The sequence below is a fragment of the Arthrobacter sp. D5-1 genome, assembly GCF_017357425.1.
Lineage (GTDB): Bacteria > Actinomycetota > Actinomycetes > Actinomycetales > Micrococcaceae > Arthrobacter.
Genome location: NZ_CP014571.1, coordinates 1,271,488 through 1,293,874, shown reverse-complemented (window position 1 = coordinate 1,293,874; position 22,387 = coordinate 1,271,488). Strand labels below are relative to the sequence as shown.

The window sequence follows — 22,387 nt, the reverse complement described above, 5'->3', positions numbered from 1 at the left end:
CCGTGGTGGATGTGCCATGACCCACCCTTCGACGTGGGACATCGGTGAAAAGAAGAAACTGTTGGTTTTTCAGCGCTCGTTCCACGAACATACCCTGCGGATGCGGGTTGTCCTCAGCCAACTGCCGTTGTCTGTCTGTGTTTGTCTTTCGGCCATTCTGGTCTGGCTGTTTTTCCCGGCAACGCTGGAGAATCCATACTTCCTGATATTCCTGCTGAGCCAGGCATTCCTTCTTGCCGCATGCGTCATTGTCCCGTGGCACCGGTTACCCTTCCCCAGCTTCCTCGTCATCCCTGTCCTTGACATGGTTTCCATAGCCTTCGGACGTGAAGGTGGACAAGAAGCACTCACTGGCCTCAGCGTTTTGGTGGTTCTGCCTGTCATTTGGCTCTGCGCGTCGGGCCTCTATCCAAAGCTGGCCATAGTCCTGTCATTCCTCGGGCCCTTGGCTATCGTTTGGGTTCCCTTGTTTGTCAAGGGTGACATCACCGAACAGGCGCTCACCAAGCCGTTGCTCTTCCCCATCCTGATCCTGGGAATCGGGGTGTCCGTCAGCGTCCTGACCTTGAGCATGGTGCGACAGCAGCGCGCCTTGGAGGAAAAGGACGAGGCCCTCAAAGAAGCCTTGGAGGTCAGCACCAAGCAGGAACGGCTCCTGAATACCGTGATGGAAGCACTGCCGCTGGGAGTAGTAGCGGTCGACGGCGAGGGACACGACATCCTCATGAACCGCCGCCAACGCCAAACCCACGTGTTGGCCACTCCTACCGATATCGACGATCCCAACGAGTCCCAGTTGCTGGTCTTCGACATCGACAGGACCACGCCGCTGGACGCGGACCGCCGGCCCGTCAGACGCGCCGTTCTGGGCGAGCGGTTCACCGATCAGTTGGTCTGGCTCGGTGCCGGAGAGGGTCAACGCGCCTTCACCGCCAGTGCCCGGCCCATGGTGGACGACGCTGGAAAGTTCACGGGATCGGTGGTGGTGTTCAGCGACGTCACGGACCTGATGAACGCCTTGGCGGCCAAGGACGACTTTGTTTCCAACGTCTCCCACGAGTTCAGGACCCCGTTGACCTCCATCCTGGGCTACGTGGAGTTGATCTTGGACGATCCCGACGCCCTCGACGTCCGGTCCCGTCAACAACTCGACATCGTCAGGCGCAACGCCGAGCGGCTCCTCACTCTTGTTTCCGACCTCCTGGCCGTGCGCTCAGGCCAGATCGTCATCCAGCCACACGCCGTTGATGTGGCTGAGCTGGTGCGAGGCAGTGTGAGCTCCGCGGAACCCCGGGCAGCCAAAGCAGGTATCCGCCTTTCGGTGGACCTTCCCGATGCCTTGGAAGCCCACGTCGATTCCTCACGCATTGCGCAGGTACTGGACAACCTTGTGTCCAATGCGATCAAGTACTCACCCGACGGCGGCGACGTGGAAGTGGCAGCGTGGGAGGACGAGGACTTTGTGTTCTGCCGCGTCACTGACACGGGCATGGGCATGAACGCAGAGGAACAGGCGGAAGCTTTCACCAAGTTCTTCCGGGCCGGCGGGGTTCGCAAGAGCGCCATACCCGGTGTCGGGCTGGGGCTGCCCATCAGCAAGGCAATCGTCGAAGCCCACGGCGGCACCATCACGCTGGAGAGCGAGCCGGGCCGCGGCACCACGTTTACGGTGAAAGTGCCCGCCTGAGCCCTTCTTAGTTCTTCAAACCCGCTGCATCACGTCGGCGGCCGAACAGGAAGTAGCTGACCGGGCCGAAGAAGTTGATGAACGACACCGCGCGCCAGACAGCCTTCTTGCCCCTGATGTCTGAATCCGGGGTCTTGGCGATGCTGCGCTGCGCGGCCACCAACAAAGCCAGGTTCAGGGCTCCGCTGGCCAGAACCGAGATGCGTTGGCCCTTGCTCATGTCACGCCAGGATTTCTTGCCGGCCATGGTGCCTCCTAATCGCCGAACGGTTTACCTCTCAGGCTAGTCCGACGCCGACCGACCCGCCACAGCCTGGCGTACTACTTCACCCCAGGACTGTTCAGCGAGGTCAGCCACCGCAGCCAGAATTTCCGAGGGCGGCAGCGACAGGTCCAACGGGTACTCCACGATGTCGATATCCGTGTTCAGGATGCGCCGCAGCTTCACTTCCCCTGCACCGGCGTAGACCAACCACGCTGTGGGAACCCGGAGCGCCGTGCAGTACGCCAGCAACTGGTAATGATCGGCACTGAGCGAGGCACCGGCGTCGGAAGCTGCCTTGTATTTGGAGTCGTAAACCACCACCGGACGGCCGCCCAGGAAATGGACGGCGTCGGGGCGGACTGTCAGTCGGTCCGAGTCATTCACGGCCTCGTTGAGCAGCGCACCATACTGGAGCCGCATCTCACCCGGGTGGGCGCTCATGGCAGCGCGCAAGGCAGCACCTACGAATTCCTCAAACACCTGGCCCATATCCACCACGAAGGACGCGGTCTGCTGCTTGCCTTCACCGGCCTCGGCAGAGGCATTGCGGAGGATTACCTCGGACAGGCGCAGCACAGCGTGGTATCTGAGATTCATCCGGCTGGCCCGCCACGCCGGCAGCGGCGCACCGGACTGAAGCCGGGTGACGGCGTCGAGCTTTCCTTTGAGCTGCCGCAAGCGGCTCAGGACGTCGGGCCGGACACCGGGAACCTTACCCATCCTTTCCAAGGCAGCCCGGAGGATGCGGTTCTCAGCGATGTCCTCGGTAAATTCGTCGTAGGAGACTTCCAGCGGCACCATCATTCCGGGCCGGCGGGAGATCTGGTCAGAGATCCGGATCCGGCCTTTCACGGTCCGCAGTGACTCTTCCACTGTCAGGTAGCCCTGCAGGACGCCGCGGCTGAGGGCCCTGTCCGCCAACTGAGCCAGCGATTCCGACAGGGCACTCCACAAATCCGGGTGTTCCACGGCCTCCACTGAATGGTCCCGGAAGCCCTGTTCACCGGCGTAGCTGAGCAGGAACAGCAACCGGCTCAGGCCAAGGCGATCCTTGGGCCGGACTTCCAACTGCACCGCGGCAGTCCGCACCGAACCCACTTTGCCCACCGGCTCAATCCGGTACAGGCCCATGCCCATGGGCGAGGTCTTCGCCAGGCCGCTGGTATTGATGAATGCCGCCGACTGGGGGTCGAGCTTATCCACCACGCCTCCGGAGAGCTCGTCCAGGACGATGTGCCGGGGGCCCGCGGTGATCCGGCCCGCGCTGGTGAGCCGGGCGGCGCTGGCGGGCGCCCGGCCCGGCCGCGGCGGGATGGCCTTAGCGGGCTGCAAGACGTCCCAGCAGCTGGTCCAGGCCGAAGCGCTCCTCCAGCTGTGCCCGGTTCAGTTGCCCGTGGTAGTGCTCTTCCAACAGCGGCATGAGCTCGTATTTCCAGATCCGGCGCAGGCCCGTGGGGTTCTGGGCGGCGTTCTTCATGAAATACGACGGCCCGATCATCAGGTCCCGGTCCCAGTCGTCAATCGCGTCGTTGAGCGCATCCAGCAGGTCCGCGTTGAGCGTGTCCAGCCCCCGCGCTTCTAGGAACCGGCGCAACGTGCCGCGGATCGGTTCCTCCTTGGGGTGCAGCTCGATGAACGCGAAACGGCGGCGGATGGCCGCATCCATCATGGCGATGGAACGGTCAGCGGTGTTCATGGTGCCGATGATGTAGAGGTTGTCAGGCAAGCTGAACGGCTCATTGGGGCTGTATTGCAGGTAAATCCGGTCGTCCCGGTACTCAAGCAGGAAGTACAGCTCACCGAAAACCTTGGCCAGGTTGGCGCGGTTCATTTCGTCGATGATGAGGAAGTACGGCTTATGCGCGTTTTCCGGTTTGGCGGCTTCCTCCGCGAGCCGGCGCAAGGGTCCCGCCACGAGCTTGAAGGAGACCTGGCCGTCGTCGGTCTTGTCCGGGCGGTAGCCCTCGAAGAAGTCCTCGTAGGCATACGACGGGTGGAACTGGACCAGCTTCACCCGTTCATCGGTGTGATCGCCCGCGAGCTCGGCGGCAAGGTGTTTGGCGAGGTACGTCTTACCGGTTCCCGGAGGACCATAGAGAACCAACTGCCGGTTCTCCTCCAGCAGCTCCGCGATCTCCTCGAGGGGTTCGAGGTCCATGTGCAGGGACGCTGCAAACTCTTCGGTCAGGGGCCGGAAACCTTGTTGGACAACCTCGACGACGGCGGTGGGCGGGGCCTCGTCCTCGCCGTCGGTTTCGGCTTCTACCGGGAGCAGTTCCTGCAGGGCCTGGATGACCCTGGTGACATCCACCAGGATCCCGGGTGTGGACAGTTGACGCTGGGCATGCCGCGGAAGTTCGGGGATGGCGTAACTGTCATCGAACCAGCGGACCTTGCGGCGGATGCGGCGGTTGTCCTCGTGGTGTTCGGGCTCGCCCAGGACAACGCCAACCCGGACCCTGCCCGCATGCTGGTAGAGCGTGAGATCGCCCGGTTTCATCACCGTCAGGAAGGCAAAGACGGCGGTCTTGGTATCCTCGCGTTCCACATAGCCAAGGTGTTTGTAGTCCTCGTCCACGGCGTGCTGGACCACGCCTGCAGTAACGCCTGCCGTCAGGGTCCGCAGGTGTTCCACATCCAAGGTGGCCTTCTCTTCGGCTACCCAGGCAGCCAAGAGGTCCGCATTATCGTGATGGGTGCGCAGGAGCCAGGAGCGACGACCTGGATCTCCCACTTTGCGCCATTGGCTCACCAGTTGGCGGGCGTACCAGTCGATGCGCTGCCCGGCTTGTTCGTCCAGGTGCAGGCGGATGCGGTGGATATCCGCGGTGATGTCCTCGTCCGAGTCACCCTTGGCTCCGCCCACGAGCGAAGCAAAGGCGTCCCGGATCTCCTGGCGCTCTACATCGGCCACCACGGGCTCAAAATAACTGGGCCACACCAGGTACTCGATGCTGCGGCGCAGGGCAGGTTGGTCTTCGGGTGTTGCGGCTGCGAGTTCGTGGAACTTCAGCGGGTCCTCAAGAGCCTGATTAATGGTGGCTGTGCTCTGGCGGTCCACGTGGGCCACAAAGCGGCACAGCCACTTCAAGTGATCCCAGATGGTCCAGTTGAACTCCGCCGTACGGTCACGGATGACTCCATGGTCCGTCATGCCCTCGTAGAGTTCTTCAGGCAGCTCAATGGCCGGCTCAACCCAGGACGCGGCCTCGGCAACACGGGCACGCTTCACCCTGAGGGACTTGACCTCGTGCGCGAGCGGCAGCGACTGCAGGAACAGCAATTCCACAGCCAGCAACTTGGCCTCACGCGACGCGCCTTCCAGGTTCTGCCGAAGATTGGTCATCATGGGAGCTTTGGAATCTTCCACCCCACGCTCAAGCCGTTCCAGCAGCTCACCGGCGGCATCCGCTGTCCACGTCAGTGTCCGGCCGTCCAGCGCCGAAGGTCTCCCCTGCAGCGCCGGACCGAGCACATACCAGGCCGCGTCCTCGATCTCCTTGGAGACTCCGGGGGCGCGGTCAATGGCAGGTTTCACGGAGGGAATCACCATGCCAACTTACCTTGTTTGGTTTACCCAAGCATCTGGATATCCACAGGCAGCCGCTCCACCCGTTTGACCCGGGCTAACTTCCGTCGCGCAAATCTGCCGGAGGTTCTTCCGTCCATTCGATGGCGTCAAAACGCGCCTCGCAGCTCTCTCCCATGGGCGCCTGCGACATGAACCCGACGTGCACGGGTTTGTCCGAATCCAACCTGAACAGGCGGACAAAGGACCATTCCCTGCCATCGGCTGATGAGTGGAACGCCCACGCTGGACCAACCCTGCTGACCCGCAAATAGATCCAAGGCGCCGTAACCAGCGGGCCGTTGGAATCGTCGGAATATCCGTTGGTGACCACGCTGACCACCATGGCTTCCCCTTGCGGCGAGTACTCGAAGCAGAGCTTGGCCCAGTGATCGCTGTCCGCCCACAACGTCAACACGCCGGCGTCGAACGTTGTCCTGGGCGAGGCCACCAGAACCCGGGCCGAGAGCGAGAAAGCCGCCGGCGCCCTGAAGCCCAGCGCCGTGGCCGCATGCTGCGGCTCCCCGCCCAGGGAATCGTTGGTCCAATCGACGCCGGGAGCTGCCGTGAGCGTCAGCGTCCCCTCCGCCTCGTCGTAGCTCACGTGTCCAGGCGAAGACGTCCACTCCATCTGCGGCAGTCCTGGTATTTCGGGGATCAATCCGTGCTCCGTTCGTCGTCGCTGATTCGTCCAGAACACGCTTTCAGACATTGACCCGGATGTGCGGGAGGCCACACCGGGGCAGGGGTCAGTGCATCCCGAATTGGTAAGGAGCCGGAACAGGCTGGTCCGGGCAGACTTCTTCCCACAGGGCCGCGATGGCGTCTTCACCTTCACGTAGGTCCGGAATCTCCACGCCCTCACGCAGGATCGCGGCCGCCTCCCCCGAATTTCTGGTTCGTGCAAGCGCCAAGGCCCTCAGGAACCGCAAACGTCCGACGCCGGTCCCCTCCTTGGGCGCCGATGCACTCAGTTCCAGCGCCATGGCCGGGTCACCGTGCCGGATGCTGAGGGTGACGGCTTCGGTCAGCAAGGCTGCGTTTGAAGGGTCGCTGTCCACTCCGTTCCTGAGCTCGGCGAGCCCTTCCGTGTCCTGGCCGCCGGCTAGCAGCGCCAATCCCAGCCCACGATGTGCGAGCGCCTTTGTCCCCGGCGTGGCGTCCGTGGCCAGCACCTCGCTGTAGGCAGCCTTCGCACCCTCCAGGTCCTGCCGGGCGTGCCTCATGGTGGCCAGATGCAGTTTCGCGCCAGGGCTGTCCTGCCGTGCCAGCAACTCCTCCCAGTCCGCCCCGGTGACGAAGCTGGGCGCGCCGTCGAACGCTTTTCCTTGCAGTAGCCCAAGCCAGGGCTCCTGCTCCCCTGTGACGCTCTCATCCATGAATGGGGTTCCGGTCTCATCGATCCACGCCCTGCCTGTTTTCAGGCGGCGCGCACGCTCCACCACGCCCCACCCGCTGCCGCGCAGCAGCATTGTCGACGGTGGGACGTTGGCGTCGGCAATGGCTGCGGGCAGCATCGCTTCGAGTACGTCGTGCGGCAGAAGCTGCTCCAAACGTTCGCCGGCGTGTGCCACCGCGGCGTCCCAGTCGGTGCCATGCGACGCGTCCGGATCCAGATGCCCGTTCCCGTACGCCTCTACCCACGCCCACTCCGCGCCGGCTGGCATCACCAGGTGTTCAAACTGCGTCTGGGCCAACCCAGCCTGGATCTCGGCATAGGGCCCGGCACCGGGGCTTAACCACTCCTGCCACCGTTTCCCGCCTTGGCCCTGGCCCCACACGAAGAGCTTCTTTCCCCTCAGGAGGTCCGTTGACAGCATCGCCAGCCCATCGCCGTCGTCGTCTGCGGCCACAACCCAACGCCGCTCGGAGGGGTCGATGTCGAAGAAAAAGTCAGCCGCGTGCGGACTGTTGACCAGCCACGTGCCGTCATAGCCTTCGTGAGCGGTGGGTCGGACGCGGGTGATGTCCGTGGTGTAGTCGCTGCCGTAGGCCTCGTCCGCCGGCGCGATCACGCGGGTGCGGTCCGTTTCCGGGATGGCGGCGTTGCTCCACCAATACATGGGGACGTCAAAGTCATTGGGGTTCCGCAGCCTGACAGCGGCGAACAGAACGGCTGAGTCCTCCGGCAACCACACGTCCACGTGGAACACCACTTCCCGCAGCCGTTCGAACTCCCACATGCGCAGGATATGTTTTCCGTCCGGGGTGTGCACGATCGCCGTGTGCAGCGGATCGCAACTGGTGGGCGAATGGCCGCGGGTGCCGATGTTCCATTCCAGCCCGCCCGCGAACCATGCCTTGCGCAGCGCGATGTTGGCCAGCTGCGGCGCATCGTGGGTGTGGAGGAGTTGCTTGCCGGTCGCTTTGTCGAAGAGTTCCCAGATGCGGCCGCCCAAGGACGGGAGGACCGTCACCTTCAGCTTGCTGTTTTCCAGCACGACGGCGGGAACCTCCCGGGGTGCCGCCTCGCGACTGTACCCGTCCTGCATGAGATACGGGTAAATGTTGGGCACCACACCGTAGCGGGCCGACGCTTGGAGTTCCTCCGATACTCCTTCGCCCACGGTGTAGGGCTGGTCAAGCTCGGCGGCTACCACGGGCAACGGGTTGAGCGGACCGAGCTCGGCCATGGTCAGGGAAATGGTGGTGACGGTGAGGTTCGAGCTGGTGGTGGTGTCCACGTCAGTATCCGATCGTGAGGAGGAGGCCGCGCTGCGGATCAAGTGTGATGGAATCGCCGGGCGCATAGCTCGCGGCGGGTTGGAAACCGGGGATCGCCGGGGCGATGATGCGGCTGGTGGCGGCAGCGACGTCGTCGCACAGCAACCTCACGTGTTCAGTGTGCCTGGCCCAGGAAGCCAGCGCCACCACCATTCCGCGTTCCGTGAGCCAGGTGGTGGCCCGGATGTCCGGATGGCTGGACCGCACGGGTGATTGCGGGTCCCAGAACCCCTGCATGTGGGCGTGCTCCAGCCCGGTTTCGGCCCAGAACTCCCAGAGCGGCCGGTTGTCGACGGCGGGCGCCCGGCCGGTCATGCCGAACACCATTCCCCGCCACGGATTGCCGCCGCCTTCCAACATCTCGCCCATAAGCCCGAACGGAATGCCGGACAGTTCCACCAGCCAATACTCGGGATCGGTGGAGTCATAGTCGAAATACTCCCCCAGCCAGAGCCTGTCCACATAGGGAAGCTGCTCCATGTACAGATTGGCCGAGGACGCGTACCCGTCGTGCGCCGTGAACTGGTTTGCCGAGTGAAGGTCTATCTCGGGACCGTCAACGCCCCGGGCGTGGCAGGCCCTCTCCAGGACCTTGCGGACCCGAAGCATCGCGTGGCGGTCGTAGGCAATGTCGTCAAGATAGATGCCGTCGATCCCATCTTCCCCGCTGGCCAGCTCCTGCAAGCTGCGAACATAGAAGTTCTCCCACCGGGACTCACCCGTGGTCACCACTGCGATGTCCTTCACATCAGGAGCGAACCAGGCGGACACGTAGCCGTTCCCGGCATGCTCCTGGAGCCAGATGTGTCCCTTGCCCCGGCCGTCGCTGAAGATCTCGTGGTCCAGTTGCAGCAGCGGCAATAACTCCGGGCTGTGGAACGTGAGCTCACGGACCGTGTTGTACACCTTGGCTTTCAGTCCGTGCCGGTGGCATTCGTCGATGTACTTCCGCAGCGGGTCCGCAGTCAGCAGGGGGTCGTTGATATAGGGCGCCGGTGCCGTGGCGTGGTGGACGTTGACTACCGTGGCTCCGGCAGCTGAGATGTCCGCGGGGGCCGCAGGCTGATGGAAGTAGCGCTTGGCCAAGTGGCGGCCGGGTTGGAGTGGTTTGAACGGTGTCAGGAGCAGGCGAAAGTTGAAGTCCAGTGGCTCGGTCGCCGCGAGCGTCCGGGCGCCGCTGAAGGCGTTCAGTGTCACGCAGCCCCCGCCGGTCCGGAGGGTGACCCCGCCGCGGACTGTGCTTTCGCCGCCTGCCTCCTGCCGATTGGCCCAGGACACCGGTTCCACCAACGGCTTTTCCCGGTAGAAATTGGTGTTCAGAGGCCGCTCGTAGCTCCCATCCCGAAGGGCCACCTGTATCCCCACGTTCACGTTCCCGAGCCATAGCGCATCCTGGTTCTTCGTCGCCACGTCCCACGTCCAGTCCAAGGACTCCGGACGCCGCCCGCCGGGAAGTCCCAGGCCCATCGCGAGCGGAACCGCAGCCTCTTGAAACTCAAGCTGCAGGCCGACGTCGTTCACGTCCGTGGTTCCCCCGGGACTGAGCCGCAGCGAGTACGAAACCGCTCCTTCGGCGTCGAGCACGCCGTTCAGCTCCAGAGCCAACACGGCCTTGGCCTCCTTCAGCCCCGTCCACGTGGATCGCCACGAGATCCGCGCCGGCCCTTCCACTGTGAAGGTTATGGGTGCATGGCTCCATTCGATGCCGTCGACGTCCAGGCGTATCGGGCCACTGAAGAGCTCGACGTCGGGACCGTCCGTTGCGGTCACGGCGGCGGTGAAGGTCGACGTCACCTGCGCAGGGAGTCCCGACTCCGCCAACCGCAGGGACCTGCCCAGAATCCCCAGCGTCCTGCTGGATTGGTCCAGCGTGATGGCCGTGAAAGGGCTGACGAGCTCCGCATCCTGGGCCACCCGCGAATCCAGCCACGCCAAGCGGCGCAGCAAACGGGGATCGCCGAAGCCGCCGGCGGCAACCGCCGGGTCCGCACCGCTGTCGGCGGCCACGTCCAGCCTGACCTCAACCTCTTGGGCCGCTTGGCCGGCGGCAGTGACCCTCAGCAACGCTTCCAGAGTGGTTCCGGCTCTTTCCTGGGGGACCGGCAGAATCACATACAGCGCCTGCACCTGTCCGGCCGGAACAGCCAGGCTGGTGTGCCACGGCTTCCCAAGACGGTCTACGCCATCGGTGTTGAGGCAATGACCGCCGGCCGACGAGTTGACGTCGACCCTCACGCCGTGCAGATCCTCCAGCGAGTAGAGGCCCACCTGGACCACGTAGTCCTCCCCCGGTTCTGCACTCGCGTGGAAGCTCCGCTGCGGTCCATTGATGACCCAATGCGCCGGCAGATCCCCTTGCATGGAGACCGGATTCAGCCGGTCCTCGGGGAAAAGCAGGAAAGCCTCGCCCGCATGTCTGGTGTTGAGTACTTCCACCTCGTCCGCCCGGGCCGTGAAGTTCATCGGAGCGAAGGAGTCGCGTCCGCTGGCGGCTTCATAGCGGAGGACGGTTGCCTGGGGTAGTTCGTTGTCCGGATGTTCGGCGTCAGCCGCCTGCCACCACGGTGAAGGCACGACGCCGGCGGCCCACCCAGGCTCTGCCGATGGACGATGCGGGAGGTACTCAGCTTGGGGGTAGTGGGGCTTCCCCAGCATGGCGTAAGGCAAGTAATAGAAGAAATAAATCCCGTGGCCGTCGATCGCTTCGAAAACGATGCTTCCGGACTCACGGGTGGCCACTTCCACGATCACGTTCCGGACCCTGGAACCGGTCCTTTCCGAGACGACGATGACGTCCACCGACGCCGGGTCCTTGTCCTGTCGACGCCATGGGAGGACCACCCTGTGGGCCTGACCCGCGCCGTGGGGGGCTTCCACAACTTCCACGACGAATCGGTGGTTTCCATAGAGCAGCTTGTCCCATGCCCCCAGGCCACATTCCACCTCCGGGTGGCCTGTTGTCCTGTTGCTTGGGGTGATGATGGGTGGGGACGTGACGGCCGGTGAAACCGGCGTGGGCAGCGGCATCGCTGGGACTCCTGAAGGGTAGCGTCCGGGGCTTTTCACCACGTTGGTGAATCCTTACATCATCCCGGCCTTCAGAGGGCTCGTAAAGGGTTATTGCGATGCGTACTTACTGGGATTTCTGCCCCAAGACGGTGGACGCCGGGTTATCTTGCGGCGGCCAGGTCCAGCGCGTTCACCATCGCCTTTGCTGCACGAACCACTTCGCGGTCGGTGACGGTGTAGGCAGTGGGGTCTGCCCCATCCTGGGCGCCAAGGGAGATGGCACCATCCCCGAGGGTGGATACCGTCTTCTTGGCGGACAAGTGAACGGCGGACAGGCCCGCGGCGTGCATGGCAGGGATGTCTTCAAGGGTCAATCCTCCACCAGCCATGATTTCCACGGCACCCCCGGACCGTTCTGCCATTGCAGCCAAGGTCTTCAGACCCGCACCAGCGGTGGCTTCGTGTCCGGACGTCAGGACTCTGGTGAAGCCCAGCTCAACAAGCTGCTCCAGCACGGCCAACGGTTCCTTGGATTGATCGATGGCCCGGTGAAAGGTCAGCTGGGCTCCGGGGTTGGCCGCCCTGGCGGCTTCCACCAGGCGCTGGATCGTGTGAACGTCCAAATCTCCGGACGGAGTCAGCGCCCCCACCACCACCCCATGGGCGCCCTGCGCCAGAAGGTGGCGGATCTCATGGACCATCGTGTCCACGTCCGAGGCTGAGTACCGGAAGTCGCCGGGCCTGGAGCGAATCAACGGATGGATCTCCAGACGGCCGTCAACGTGCTCCATGCTGGCTTCCATGAGCCCCTGGCTGGGCGTGATGCCACCCAGTTCCAGGCTGCTGCAGAGCTCCACCCGGTGGGCTCCCTCAGCGGCAGCGGTACCCGCACCAGCGGCACTGACCACGGCAATTTCAAGTTTCATGCTGAAACTCTACGCGCGGTAACGCTCCAACTTTTCCTTCTGCCCGGGAGTGAGCCTGAGGACCCGGCCGGTGTCCTCGGCAACGAACGCCAAGTGTGTGGTGGCCTTGACGCAATCCTCCCGCGTAACAGGGTCCTTGATGACGTAGTGAAGATCGAAGCTTGCGCCTTTGACGGCACCAACCCAGATCTCCACGACAGCCGGAATGTTGCGGTACTCCAAGGTCCGGACATACCGGACCTTGTGCTCCACCACGAGTGTCATGATGCCTTCTTCAACGTCGTTGAACAGGGCAGCTGGAGGCTCTACGCCGGGAAGTCCCGCGCCGCGGGGAGGCCCGAAGGCTGCGATGCGGGCCTCCTCCAACATGCGAACGATCTGCACATTGTTGATGTGTCCATAAGCGTCCATGTCACCCCAGCGCATGGGTACAAGGACCTCAATGCGCTGGGGTGCAAGGAAATCCCGTGCAGGTTGCCCGGTCTTCAATGAATCGGTACTCAGCTGTGCACCGCCGTCGAATCATTCACAGCGGTCTCTTCCTCGCCGGCGAACTGCGACATGTACAACCGGTAGTACGCGCCTTGGAGGGCGAGCAGTTGGGTGTGGTTGCCCTGCTCCACGATCTTGCCGTTCTCCATGACCAAAATGGTGTCTGCGTCCCGGATGGTGGAGAGGCGGTGGGCGATCACGAAGCTCGTCCGGTCCGTGCGGAGGGCAGCCATGGCCTTCTGCAGCAGCAGTTCGGTGCGGGTATCCACGGAGCTGGTGGCTTCGTCCAGGATCAGCAACGAGGGATCGGAGACGAAGGCCCGGGCGATCGTGATCAGCTGCTTCTCACCAGCACTGACGTTGTTTCCTTCTTCGTCAATGATCGTCTGGTAGCCGTCAGGCAGTGCACGGACGAAGCGGTCCACGTAGGTGGCCTTGGCCGCCTCCATGATCTGCTCCTCTGTAGCGTCCAGGTTGCCGTACTTGATGTTGTCGTAGATGGTCCCGCCGAAGAGCCAGGCATCCTGCAACACCATGCCCACCTTGGACCGAAGCTCGGAACGGGTGAGGTCCTTGATGTCCACGCCATCCAAGGTGATCCGGCCGGCGTTGAGCTCGTAGAAACGCATCACGAGGTTCACCAAGGTGGTCTTACCGGCACCCGTGGGTCCTACGATGGCCACCGTGTGGCCAGGTTCAGCCGAGAAGGACAGGTCCTCAATGAGCGGCTTGTCCTCCACATAGCTGAACGAGACGTGCTCGAACTCAACGTGACCATCGGTCTTGGAAGGCAGGTGACGTGTGCCGTTTTCTTCGACTTCTTCATCAGCATCAAGGAACTCGAAGACGCGCTCGGCAGAGGCCACGCCGGACTGGAGCATGTTCGCCATACCGGCGATCTGGCCCAGGGGCTGGGTGAACTCACGCGAGTACTGGATGAATGCCGTGGCGTCGCCCAGGCTCATGGAGCCCGACGCAACCCGGAGGCCACCCACCACGGCGATGCCGACGTAGGACAGGTAGGACACGAAGTTCATGGCGGGGAAGATGACGCCGGACACGAACTGCGCACCGAAGGAGGCCTTGTAGAGTTCCTCGTTCTTGTCGTCGAAACGCTCCAGCATGTCGGCATCGCGCCCGAAGACCTTCACGAGGTCGTGGCCGGAGAACGATTCTTCGATCTGGCCGTTCAATGCGCCGGTGTTCTTCCACTGTGCCGCGAAGAGTTTCTGGCTGCGGGCACCAATAACACCTGCCACGATGCCGGACAACGGCAGGGCGATCAAAGCAATCAGCGCCAACTCCCAGGACACGATGAACATCATGACCGTGATGCCAAGGACCGTGAGCACCGAGCTGACCAACTGGGAGAACGCCTGCTGGAGGCCTTGCTGGACGTTGTCGACGTCGTTGGTGACGCGGGACAGGATGTCACCGCGCTGGCGGGTGTCGAAGTAGTTCAACGGAAGCCGGTTGAGCTTGGCCTGGACGTCGTTGCGGAGCTTCTTGATGACCCGCATGACGATCCTGTTGAGCAACCACCCCTGGGCCCACAGGAAGATGTTGGCTACAAAGTACATGAGGAGCACGATCGAAATCAGGAACGTCAGCTTGGGGAAGTCGATCCCGTTGGTGAGCTCCATCTTGGAGACCATGTCCGCAAAGTTGCCCTCGCCCTGCTGGCGCATAAGTTCCACGAACTGCTCTTTGGAGACGCCCTCAGGGATCTGCTTGCCCATGACGCCCCCGAAAATGACGTCCATGGCATTGCCCAGGACCTTGGGGGCGATCACGTTAAGGACCACCGAGACGATGACGAGCCCGATCACGATGTACACGCCAACGGCCTCGGGCTTGAGCAAGCCCATGAGTCGCTTGGCGGACGGCCAGAACTCCTTGGCCTTCTTTGCCGGGACATCGCCGAACATGCCGCCATCGGCTTCTGAAGGGACGTATTCCTCTTCGACGAAGTCGTCGTCGTCAAGTGCTTCGGTTGCTGCTTCAGCCTCGGCTGTAGCCTTGGCATCCTTTGCGGCTTGTGCTTTGGCAGCCCAGCCGCGCTTCTTCTGCTGGTCCTGCTCGCTCATGCCACTTCCTCCACGCTCAGCTGGGATTCAACGATTTCCTGGTACGTGGGTGACGTCTCAAGCAGTTCGTCGTGCGTTCCGCGGTCAACGATCCTGCCGTTATCCAGCACAAGGATCTCGTCCGCGTCCGCGATGGTGGAGACACGTTGGGCCACAATAATGACCGTCGCATCCCGGGTTTTGGCCTTCAGGGCCTTTCGGAGCCGGGCGTCCGTAGCGACGTCCAAGGCAGAGAATGAGTCATCGAACAGGTAGACGTTGGGTTTCGTCACCAAGGCACGGGCAATGGAGAGTCTCTGGCGTTGTCCACCGGAGACGTTGGTTCCGCCCTGGGCGATGCGCCTGTTCAGGCCCGAAGACTTTTCCTCCACGAAGCCCTTGGCTTGGGCGGTTTCCAAGGCATCCCAGAGTTCCTCGTCAGTGGCGTCCGGTTTGCCAAAGCGCAGGTTGTGCTCGATGGTTCCGGAGAACAGATACGGCTTCTGCGGAACGGCCGATACCCGGCTGGTGATCTCCGAGGCATCCATGTTGGTGACGGGGACGCCGTCGAGCAGTACTTCGCCGGAGGCGACATCGTAAAGTCGCGGCAGCAGCGAAACCAGGGTGGTCTTGCCGGCACCCGTGGAACCAATGATGGCCAGGGTCTTGCCCGGCTCAGCAGTGAAGGAAATGTTGCTCAGCACCGGAGCCTCGGCACCGGGGTACTTGAAGGTGACGTCCCGGAATTCGACGCGTCCCTTCTTCTCTGCGGGAACCACGGGCGAGCTGGGGTTGTGGATGGACGGCTCGACATCGAGAACCTCGCCGATGCGGTCTGCACAAACCGACGCGCGGGGGATCATCATGGCCATGAACGTGCCCATCATGACGGCCATCAGGATCTGCAGCAGGTACTGGAGGAATGCCGTGAGCGCACCCACCTGCATCTCGCCGGAGTCCACGCGCTGGCCGCCGAACCAGAGAACGGCAGCAGTGGAGAGGTGGAGGATCATGCCGATGGCCGGGAACATCAGCACAAACAGGTTGCCGATTTTCACGGATACAGCTGTGAGGTCGTCATTGGCATCGCCGAAGCGCTTGGCCTCGTGGGGTTCACGCACAAAAGCGCGAACCACCCGGATACCGATGATCTGCTCCCGCAGCACGCCGTTGATGGCATCGATCTTGGTCTGCATGGAGCGGAAAAGCGGCATGAGCCGGACCACAAGGTAGCCCACAACCGCTACCAGGACGGGAACGGAAACCCACACGAGCCAGGAGAGGTTGAGGTCCTCGCGGAGCGCCATAATGATGCCGCCAACGCACATAATAGGCGTGGACACCATGAAGTTCAGGCCCATGAGCACCAACATCTGAACCTGCTGGACATCATTGGTTCCACGCGTAATCAGTGTGGGAGCACCAAACTTGTTGACATCCTGGGCGGAGAAACTACTCACCTGACGGAAGACGCTGCGGCGCAAATCCCGACCGATCGCCATGGCAACGCGGGAGCCGAAGTACACGGCGACGATGGCAGTGAGCACCTGCCCAAGGGCGACGGCGAGCATGAGCGCACCCGTCTGCCAGATGAAATCGGTGTCGCCTCGGGACACTCCCTCATCAATTATTCTGGCGTTGAGGCTGGGGAGATAGAGCGTGGCGATGGTGGACGCCAGCTGAAAGATCAGCACGGCCACAATCTGCGGCAAATACGGCTTGGAATAGCGCCGTATAAGGGTGACAAGCATGCCCACGGGTCCTTAGAAAAAGTGCGCGAATGAGATAAGAGAAGTGTTGCAGCAAGGGCTGACAGTATTAGCCTCCCTACTCTACGAAATCCGTTGCCCGGGCGAAACAACCTACGGAAAAGATCATCCCAGCGGAGTATTTGCCGTGTCGCAGGTGACCGGACGGCAGCCGGCACCAGAGGCCCGGAGACAGCAAAAAAGCGCCGGCTGGAATCCCAGCCGGCGCTTCCGTCCGCCTCTCTTCAGCCCGGCGGTGTCAGCCTGCGTGCTTGCCGTGGTCCGGACGCGCTTCCACGCCTTGGAGAAGCAGTAACGCCATCCGTTCCTGCTGCCGGCGTTCCCGTTTCAGTTCCTTTCGGATTGCTGCGAGTTCCTCGGCGGTGCTGGCCTGCTGTTCAGCGATGGCCTGCTGCTCCCGCAACCTCGCCTGCAGTTCTACGTTGGCACGGCTCAGCTGCAACTGCTGTTCGGCCAGGACGTACTGGGTGCGTGACAGTTGCTCCTGCACTTCCCTCACGTCATTTCCCGCATGCGGGCGTTCCTGCGTAAGGATCCTGGCGAACTCAAGATCCAGGTCGGAGCCGGAGTCCGGACTGGAGGTAGTGCGTTCGGTGTGCGGAACCTGGCGTTCGCCCACCGGAACCTGACGCCCGGCACCCAGGGTGCCGGCGCCGTCGTCGTCCGCGTTCAGACCGTCAGCAGTCAGACCGTCAGCTGTCAGATCCTCCGCCTTCAGCGCGTCCATCGACGCCGTGTCCAGGGGCATCCCGGCGTCCGAGGAGGCCGTCGCAACAAGTTCCTTCTCCGGAGCTGCATCCACGGTTCGGCGCAGCGGCCGTTCCTTGATGAAGAGCACTGCCAGGAGTGCCACGACGCTGATGATCGCGGAGATCAGGAAGATCTGGGCAGTAGCGTCGCCATAGGCAGCCCTCATGATGTCGGCGACGGGGGCGGGCATATCGGCCAGGTCCATGCTGGCACCGGAGGCACCGCCCTGGACAGGAATACCCGCAGCCGCCATGCCTTCAACGGCCAGGTCTTTCACATGGGTGGACATGATGGCACCCAGGACGGAGACACCGATCGCGCCACCGACCGAGCGGAAGAACGCCACCGAAGCACTGGCCGTTCCGATGTCCTTGGCCTGGACCGTGTTCTGCACGGCCAGCACCAGGTTCTGCATCAGCATGCCAAGGCCCAGGCCAAAGACGCCCGTGTAGATCGCCACGATCCACAGTTCCGTGGTGTGGTCCATGGTTCCAGCAAACGCCAGCCCGCCGATCAGCAGGACGGAGCCGGCGATCAGGAACCTCTTCCACTTACCGAAGCGGCTGATCAGGATGCCGGATGCGACCGAACCAATCAGGTTGCCGGCGATCATCGGAAGCGTCAGCAGGCCCGCCTCTGTGGGCGTAGCACCGCGGGCAACCTGGAAGTACTGGCCCAGGAAGGTAGAGGAACCGAACATGGCGATGCCGACGGCAACCGAGGCAACAATGGCCAATGCCGTGGTGCGCTCGGAGATGATCTTCAGCGGAATGATCGGCTGTGCAACCTTGGTTTCCACGAACACCAGGACGGCCAACAGGGCAACGCCGCCACCCACCATGAGGGCCGACTGCCAGGAGAACCAGTCGTAGTAGTCCGGGTTGCCTGCGAAGGAAACCCAGATCAGGAGCAGGCTCACGCCGGAGGTCAGCAGGATGGAACCGAGCCAGTCGATCTTGGCGGGGCGTTTGATGTGCTGGATCTTCAGGGTCACCTGGAGCAGGATGAGTGCGACGACGGCCAGCGGTACGCAGACGAAGAACGTCCAGCGCCAGCCGAGCGGGCTGTCAACGATGAATCCACCCAGCAGCGGGCCACCCGCGGTGCCTACAGCCATGACGGCGCCCATGTAACCGGAGTACTTGCCACGATCGCGCGGCGGGATCATCGAACCGATAATGGCTTGCGCCAAGGCCGTGAGGCCACCCATCGCCACACCTTGGATGACGCGGGCGGTCAGCAGCAGCGGGATGGTTTCGGACAGGCCCGCCATCACCGAACCGGCCACGAAGATGATGATGCTCAGCTGGACCAACAGCTTCTTGTCGAAGAGGTCAGCGAGTTTGCCCCAGATGGGCGTGGTGGCCGCGTTCGCAAGCAGCGCGGCGGTAATGACCCAGGCGAAGTCGGTCTGCGTGCCCTTGAGCTCGGACATGATGGTGGGCAGGGCGTTGGCAACAATGGTGCTGCTGAGGATCGCCGTGAAGAAGGCTGCAAGGAGCCCGGTGAGGGCTTCCATGATCTGCCGGTGGGTCATGGGCGCGGCGGCCTTGCTGGCCGCGGGGCTCACTGAGGCGTCCACCGCCTTGGTGTTCTGAACTGCTGGTGTGGCCATGGTGGCTCCTAAGCTGTCTGGTGTGTTGTGATGGAGCCGGCCGCCGTTGCCCGGATTGAGTCCTTGAGGGACACAGTGAGTTTGTTGATGACCTGGGAGGCCTCGAGGGCGTCTGCCTCGCTCCAATCCGCCAGGTAATCCCGCAGTCTCACGCTGCGTTGTTCTTCGAATTCGCGCAGCTTGGCCGCGCCACTTTCTGTCAGGGCGAGGAGTTGGGCCCTGCCATCCGCAGGATCCGGTCGCCGCACCACAAAGCCAAGGTCCTCAAGCTCGGTGACATGCCTGCTCAGGACCGGAGCGCTGACGCCCAGGCGTGTGGCCAGTTGGGTAGCCCGGGCCTCCCCCTCGCCAATGAACCGCATGACCCCTTGGAGCGCCATTCCGACGTCGGGAACGCGGGCCATGTGGGCGGTCACCACGCAACGTAGGGTGCGCTGGAGGTCGAAAATTTGATGAACAAGATCTGTTGCCGTGGCCGAACCGACGGACATGGAAAACACCCCTCTTTTTGTTTGCCTAAAGCAACTATAACTCAGATTGATTGCTTTGGGAAACTAAAGATGGCTTGGACTGGTGTTGCGGGGCCTGCTCGGCGCTCTGTCTCCCCGGATTGGGGCGCAGAGCAGGCCCCACAACGCAAGCAGCCCCCGCACGGTATTCCGTGCGGGGGCTGGCTGCTTTGGGATGTTTAGTCGTCCAAATGCGTGGGGCCGAACATCTTCAGCAGTGTTTCAACCACGACGACGTTGGGTCCGTCCGCTTCGAAGGAGGCCTTGAGCGCGTCCCCCACTTCTTCCGGTGCTACCCGGCGTGCCGGGACACCGAAGGACTCGGCAAGCTTCACGAAGTCCGGGCGCGCGAGCTCGGTGGCCGTGGCCTGACCGAAAGCGCCCACCATGTACTCACGGAGGATGCCGTAACCGCCGTCGTCCACGATCAACCAGGTGACCGGGACGTTGTGCTGCTTGGCCGTGGCGAGCTCGGAGATGGAATACATGGACGAGCCGTCACCGGATACAGCGAGCACACGACTCGGTTTGCCCGTGGTCTCCAACCCGACGGCACCACCGATGGCAGCCGGGAAACCGTAGCCGAGGCCACCGGCGCCTTGGGCGGAGTGGAACTGGCCCTGCCGGGCGTCCCAGCAGCTCCAGCCCCAATAAGCGGAAATGGTCATGTCCCAGAACGTCTGCATGTCGGCCGGGACGGCCTCGCGGATGTCCGACATGAACTTCAGTTCCTTGGCAAGGTCCTGGGATTCCAGGCGGGCCTTGACCTTGGCCAGAGAATCCTTGACTACGTCTTCCGGGCTGGTGCCGTGCCAGGATCGCGTCACCTTGTCCGCGGCCCCTGCCGCCGCGAGGGCTTCGTCCAGTGCTGCGAGGGCCTGGCCGGCGTCGGCACGGATGCCCAGGCCCGGCCTGTTGGATTCGAGGACACGGGGTTCGGCGTCGATCTGGATGATGCGGCCGCGGGGTTCGAACGTGAAGTAGTTGGATGTCACTTCGCCCAGCGACGAGCCGATCACAATGAGGACGTCGGCGTCTTCCAGGACGTCGGTCATGTACCGGTCCTCGATCCATGACTGCAGGGACAGCTCATGGGTCCACGGGAACGCACCATTGCCGCCCGGAGTGCAGATGACCGGAGCACGGAGCTGTTCGGCGATGGAGAGCAGCGACTTCTCAGCACGGCCACGGCGTGTACCGCCGCCTGCGATGATCGCCGGACGTTCCGCCGTCGAAAGCCACTTCACGGCCTCGCGGATCAGCTCGACGCGGGGCGGGTTGTCGAATGCCTCGGCGAGGGCGTCCTCAACCGGGGGCACCATGATCGGGTCCAGCAGGACATTCTGCGGAATTTCGATCCAGACCGGACCCTGCGGCGAGGAAATCGCTTCAGTCCAGGCGTCCTGGATGGCCGACGGGATACCGGAGGCGTGCTGGATCAGTCGTTGGCTCTTGGTGACGTTCGCGGCCGAAGCCTTCTGGTCATCAAGCTGGTGCAGCATGCCCTTGCGACGTGCACCCAGGCCATCGAGCGGGATCTGGCTGGCGACAACCACCATGGGAACGCCCGTGGCGTAGGCCTCCTGCAAACCTGCCAGGGACGTCAACGCGCCCGGGCCGGTGGACAGGAACAGCACACCTACCTCGCCGGTGGCGCGGGAGTAGCCGTCGGCAGCGAACGCCGAGTTGTTCTCCACGCGGGAGGAGACGAAGTGGAGGTTGCCGCGGCCCATGGCGTCAAAAAGACCCAGTGCGTGCTGGCCTGGAATACCGAAAACGGTTTTCGCACCCAGCGCTTCAAGGGTCTCGACGACGAGGTCCCCGCCGTTGCGCTGGTTGGTCCCCTTGGTGGGCGCTGCCGTGCCGGGATCAAAATCAATCATCGCTGGTCTCCCGTTGCCTTGGCGAGCTCCGCGATGCGGGCGCCCAGTGCCTGCTGTGCATAACCGTTCGGGGCACCTTGTCGGTCACCTTCGACGGCGTTGTCGGCCATGAGGGTCACGAGCTCGTAGGCTACGTGGCTGCCTGCCACACCGGTAATTTCTGCGTGGTCATACGCCGGGGCGACTTCTACGATGTCCGCACCGACGAGGTTCATGCCGCGGAAGCCACGGATGATTTCGAGGAGTTCGCGGCTGGTGATGCCACCGGCCTCGGGGGTGCCGGTACCCGGGGCGTGGGCCGGGTCCAGGACGTCGATATCGACGGAGATGTAGAGCGGACGGTTGCCGATGCGGTCACGGATCTTGGCCACAGTTTCCAGCACGCCCTGGTAGTAGACGTCTGCGGAGGTGACGATTCCAAAGCCGAAGCGGTGGTCGTCGTCGAGGTCCTTCTTGCCGTACAGCGGGCCGCGGGTACCCACGTGGCTGATGGCTTCGGTGTCCAGGATGCCTTCCTCGACGGCTCGCCGGAAGGGCGTGCCGTGCGTGTACTCGGCGCCGAAGTAGGTGTCCCAGGTGTCCAGGTGTGCGTCGAAGTGAAGCATGGCGATCGGCTCACCGGCGCGCTCCGCGGCTGCGCGGAGGAGGGGCAGGGCAATGGTGTGGTCGCCACCCAGGGTGACCAGCTTGCTGCCGTTGGCCGTGAGGTCCAGGGCGTTCTGCTGGACGGTTTCGATGGCCTCGTTGATGTTGAACGGGTTCACGGCCATGTCGCCGGCGTCAGCAACCTGGATGTTCTCGAACGGGCTCACGTCCCAGGCGGGGTTGTACGGGCGGAGCAGGCGGCTGGCCTCGCGTACGTGGTTGGCGCCGAAGCGCGCGCCGGGGCGGTAAGAGACGCCGGAGTCAAAGGGAACGCCAACTACCGTGACGTCGGCTTTGGAGACCTGATCCAGGCGGGGCAGGCGGGCATAGGTGGCGGCACCGGCATAGCGCGGGATGCGGGACGAATCGATGGGACCAAGGTTGCCGTTGGCCTCAATACGGAGCTCTTCCAAAATGCGCCACTCCTTAGTGGATAGCTGGGATAACTGTGACACCCATCATACACTCAAAGTTGCCTA

15 protein-coding genes are annotated in these 22,387 nt (G+C 63.2%); 1 reads left to right on the top strand and 14 read right to left on the bottom strand.

Annotation, left to right across the window (positions count from 1 at the left end; genetic code table 11):
* Positions 1-16 precede the first annotated feature (16 nt).
* The gene (locus AYX22_RS06005) at positions 17-1,687 is read left to right on the top strand and encodes a PAS domain-containing sensor histidine kinase (RefSeq protein ID WP_207596624.1); all 1,671 of its coding nucleotides are present in this window, start codon (positions 17-19) and stop codon (positions 1,685-1,687) included.
* Positions 1,688-1,694: 7 nt separating this feature from the next.
* Here AYX22_RS06005 and AYX22_RS06000 read toward each other — a convergent pair whose 3' ends face one another.
* From AYX22_RS06000 to speB, 14 genes are all read right to left on the bottom strand, one after another.
* On the bottom strand, positions 1,695-1,934 hold the full coding sequence (locus tag AYX22_RS06000) for a PLD nuclease N-terminal domain-containing protein (RefSeq protein ID WP_089593976.1): 240 nt from the start codon (positions 1,932-1,934) through the stop codon (positions 1,695-1,697).
* A gap of 36 nt (positions 1,935-1,970) precedes the next feature.
* Positions 1,971-3,179 carry a restriction endonuclease gene (locus AYX22_RS05995; RefSeq protein WP_207597493.1) on the bottom strand — a complete coding sequence of 403 codons (1,209 nt, stop codon included), beginning with the start codon at positions 3,177-3,179 and terminating at the stop codon, positions 1,971-1,973.
* Positions 3,180-3,270: 91 nt separating this feature from the next.
* Positions 3,271-5,505: an AAA family ATPase gene (locus AYX22_RS05990; protein ID WP_207596623.1), complete on the bottom strand. Its 2,235-nt coding sequence runs from the start codon at positions 5,503-5,505 to the stop codon at positions 3,271-3,273.
* A gap of 73 nt (positions 5,506-5,578) precedes the next feature.
* A complete protein-coding gene (locus AYX22_RS05985) occupies positions 5,579-6,181 on the bottom strand; it encodes a DUF1349 domain-containing protein (RefSeq protein ID WP_207596622.1) in 603 nt (200 codons plus the stop codon).
* A gap of 88 nt (positions 6,182-6,269) precedes the next feature.
* Entirely contained in the window at positions 6,270-8,204 is a 1,935-nt protein-coding gene (locus AYX22_RS05980) for a DUF5107 domain-containing protein (protein ID WP_242703542.1), read from the bottom strand.
* Position 8,205: 1 nt separating this feature from the next.
* On the bottom strand, positions 8,206-11,271 hold the full coding sequence (locus tag AYX22_RS05975) for a glycoside hydrolase domain-containing protein (protein ID WP_207596621.1): 3,066 nt from the start codon (positions 11,269-11,271) through the stop codon (positions 8,206-8,208).
* 143 nt (positions 11,272-11,414) lie between these two features.
* On the bottom strand, positions 11,415-12,179 hold the full coding sequence (locus AYX22_RS05970) for a copper homeostasis protein CutC (RefSeq protein ID WP_207596620.1): 765 nt from the start codon (positions 12,177-12,179) through the stop codon (positions 11,415-11,417).
* Between the two features lie 9 nt (positions 12,180-12,188).
* Positions 12,189-12,605, bottom strand: a complete 417-nt coding sequence (locus AYX22_RS05965) for a thioesterase family protein (RefSeq protein WP_207597491.1) — start codon at positions 12,603-12,605, stop codon at positions 12,189-12,191.
* Positions 12,606-12,679: 74 nt separating this feature from the next.
* Entirely contained in the window at positions 12,680-14,758 is a 2,079-nt protein-coding gene (locus AYX22_RS05960) for an ABC transporter ATP-binding protein (RefSeq protein WP_278251949.1), read from the bottom strand.
* Positions 14,755-16,488: an ABC transporter ATP-binding protein gene (locus AYX22_RS05955; protein WP_207596619.1), complete on the bottom strand. Its 1,734-nt coding sequence runs from the start codon at positions 16,486-16,488 to the stop codon at positions 14,755-14,757. The genes AYX22_RS05960 and AYX22_RS05955 overlap by 4 nt, the downstream gene beginning before the upstream one ends.
* Positions 16,489-16,744: 256 nt before the next feature.
* Positions 16,745-18,871: an MFS transporter gene (locus AYX22_RS05950; protein WP_207596618.1), complete on the bottom strand. Its 2,127-nt coding sequence runs from the start codon at positions 18,869-18,871 to the stop codon at positions 16,745-16,747.
* Between the two features lie 8 nt (positions 18,872-18,879).
* Positions 18,880-19,362, bottom strand: a complete 483-nt coding sequence (locus tag AYX22_RS05945; protein ID WP_207596617.1) for a MarR family transcriptional regulator — start codon at positions 19,360-19,362, stop codon at positions 18,880-18,882.
* A gap of 197 nt (positions 19,363-19,559) precedes the next feature.
* Positions 19,560-21,263, bottom strand: a complete 1,704-nt coding sequence (locus AYX22_RS05940) for a thiamine pyrophosphate-binding protein (RefSeq protein ID WP_207596616.1) — start codon at positions 21,261-21,263, stop codon at positions 19,560-19,562.
* Positions 21,260-22,321: an agmatinase gene (gene speB / locus AYX22_RS05935; RefSeq protein WP_207596615.1), complete on the bottom strand. Its 1,062-nt coding sequence runs from the start codon at positions 22,319-22,321 to the stop codon at positions 21,260-21,262. Before speB ends, AYX22_RS05940 begins: the two co-directional genes overlap by 4 nt.
* Positions 22,322-22,387: the final 66 nt, after the last annotated feature.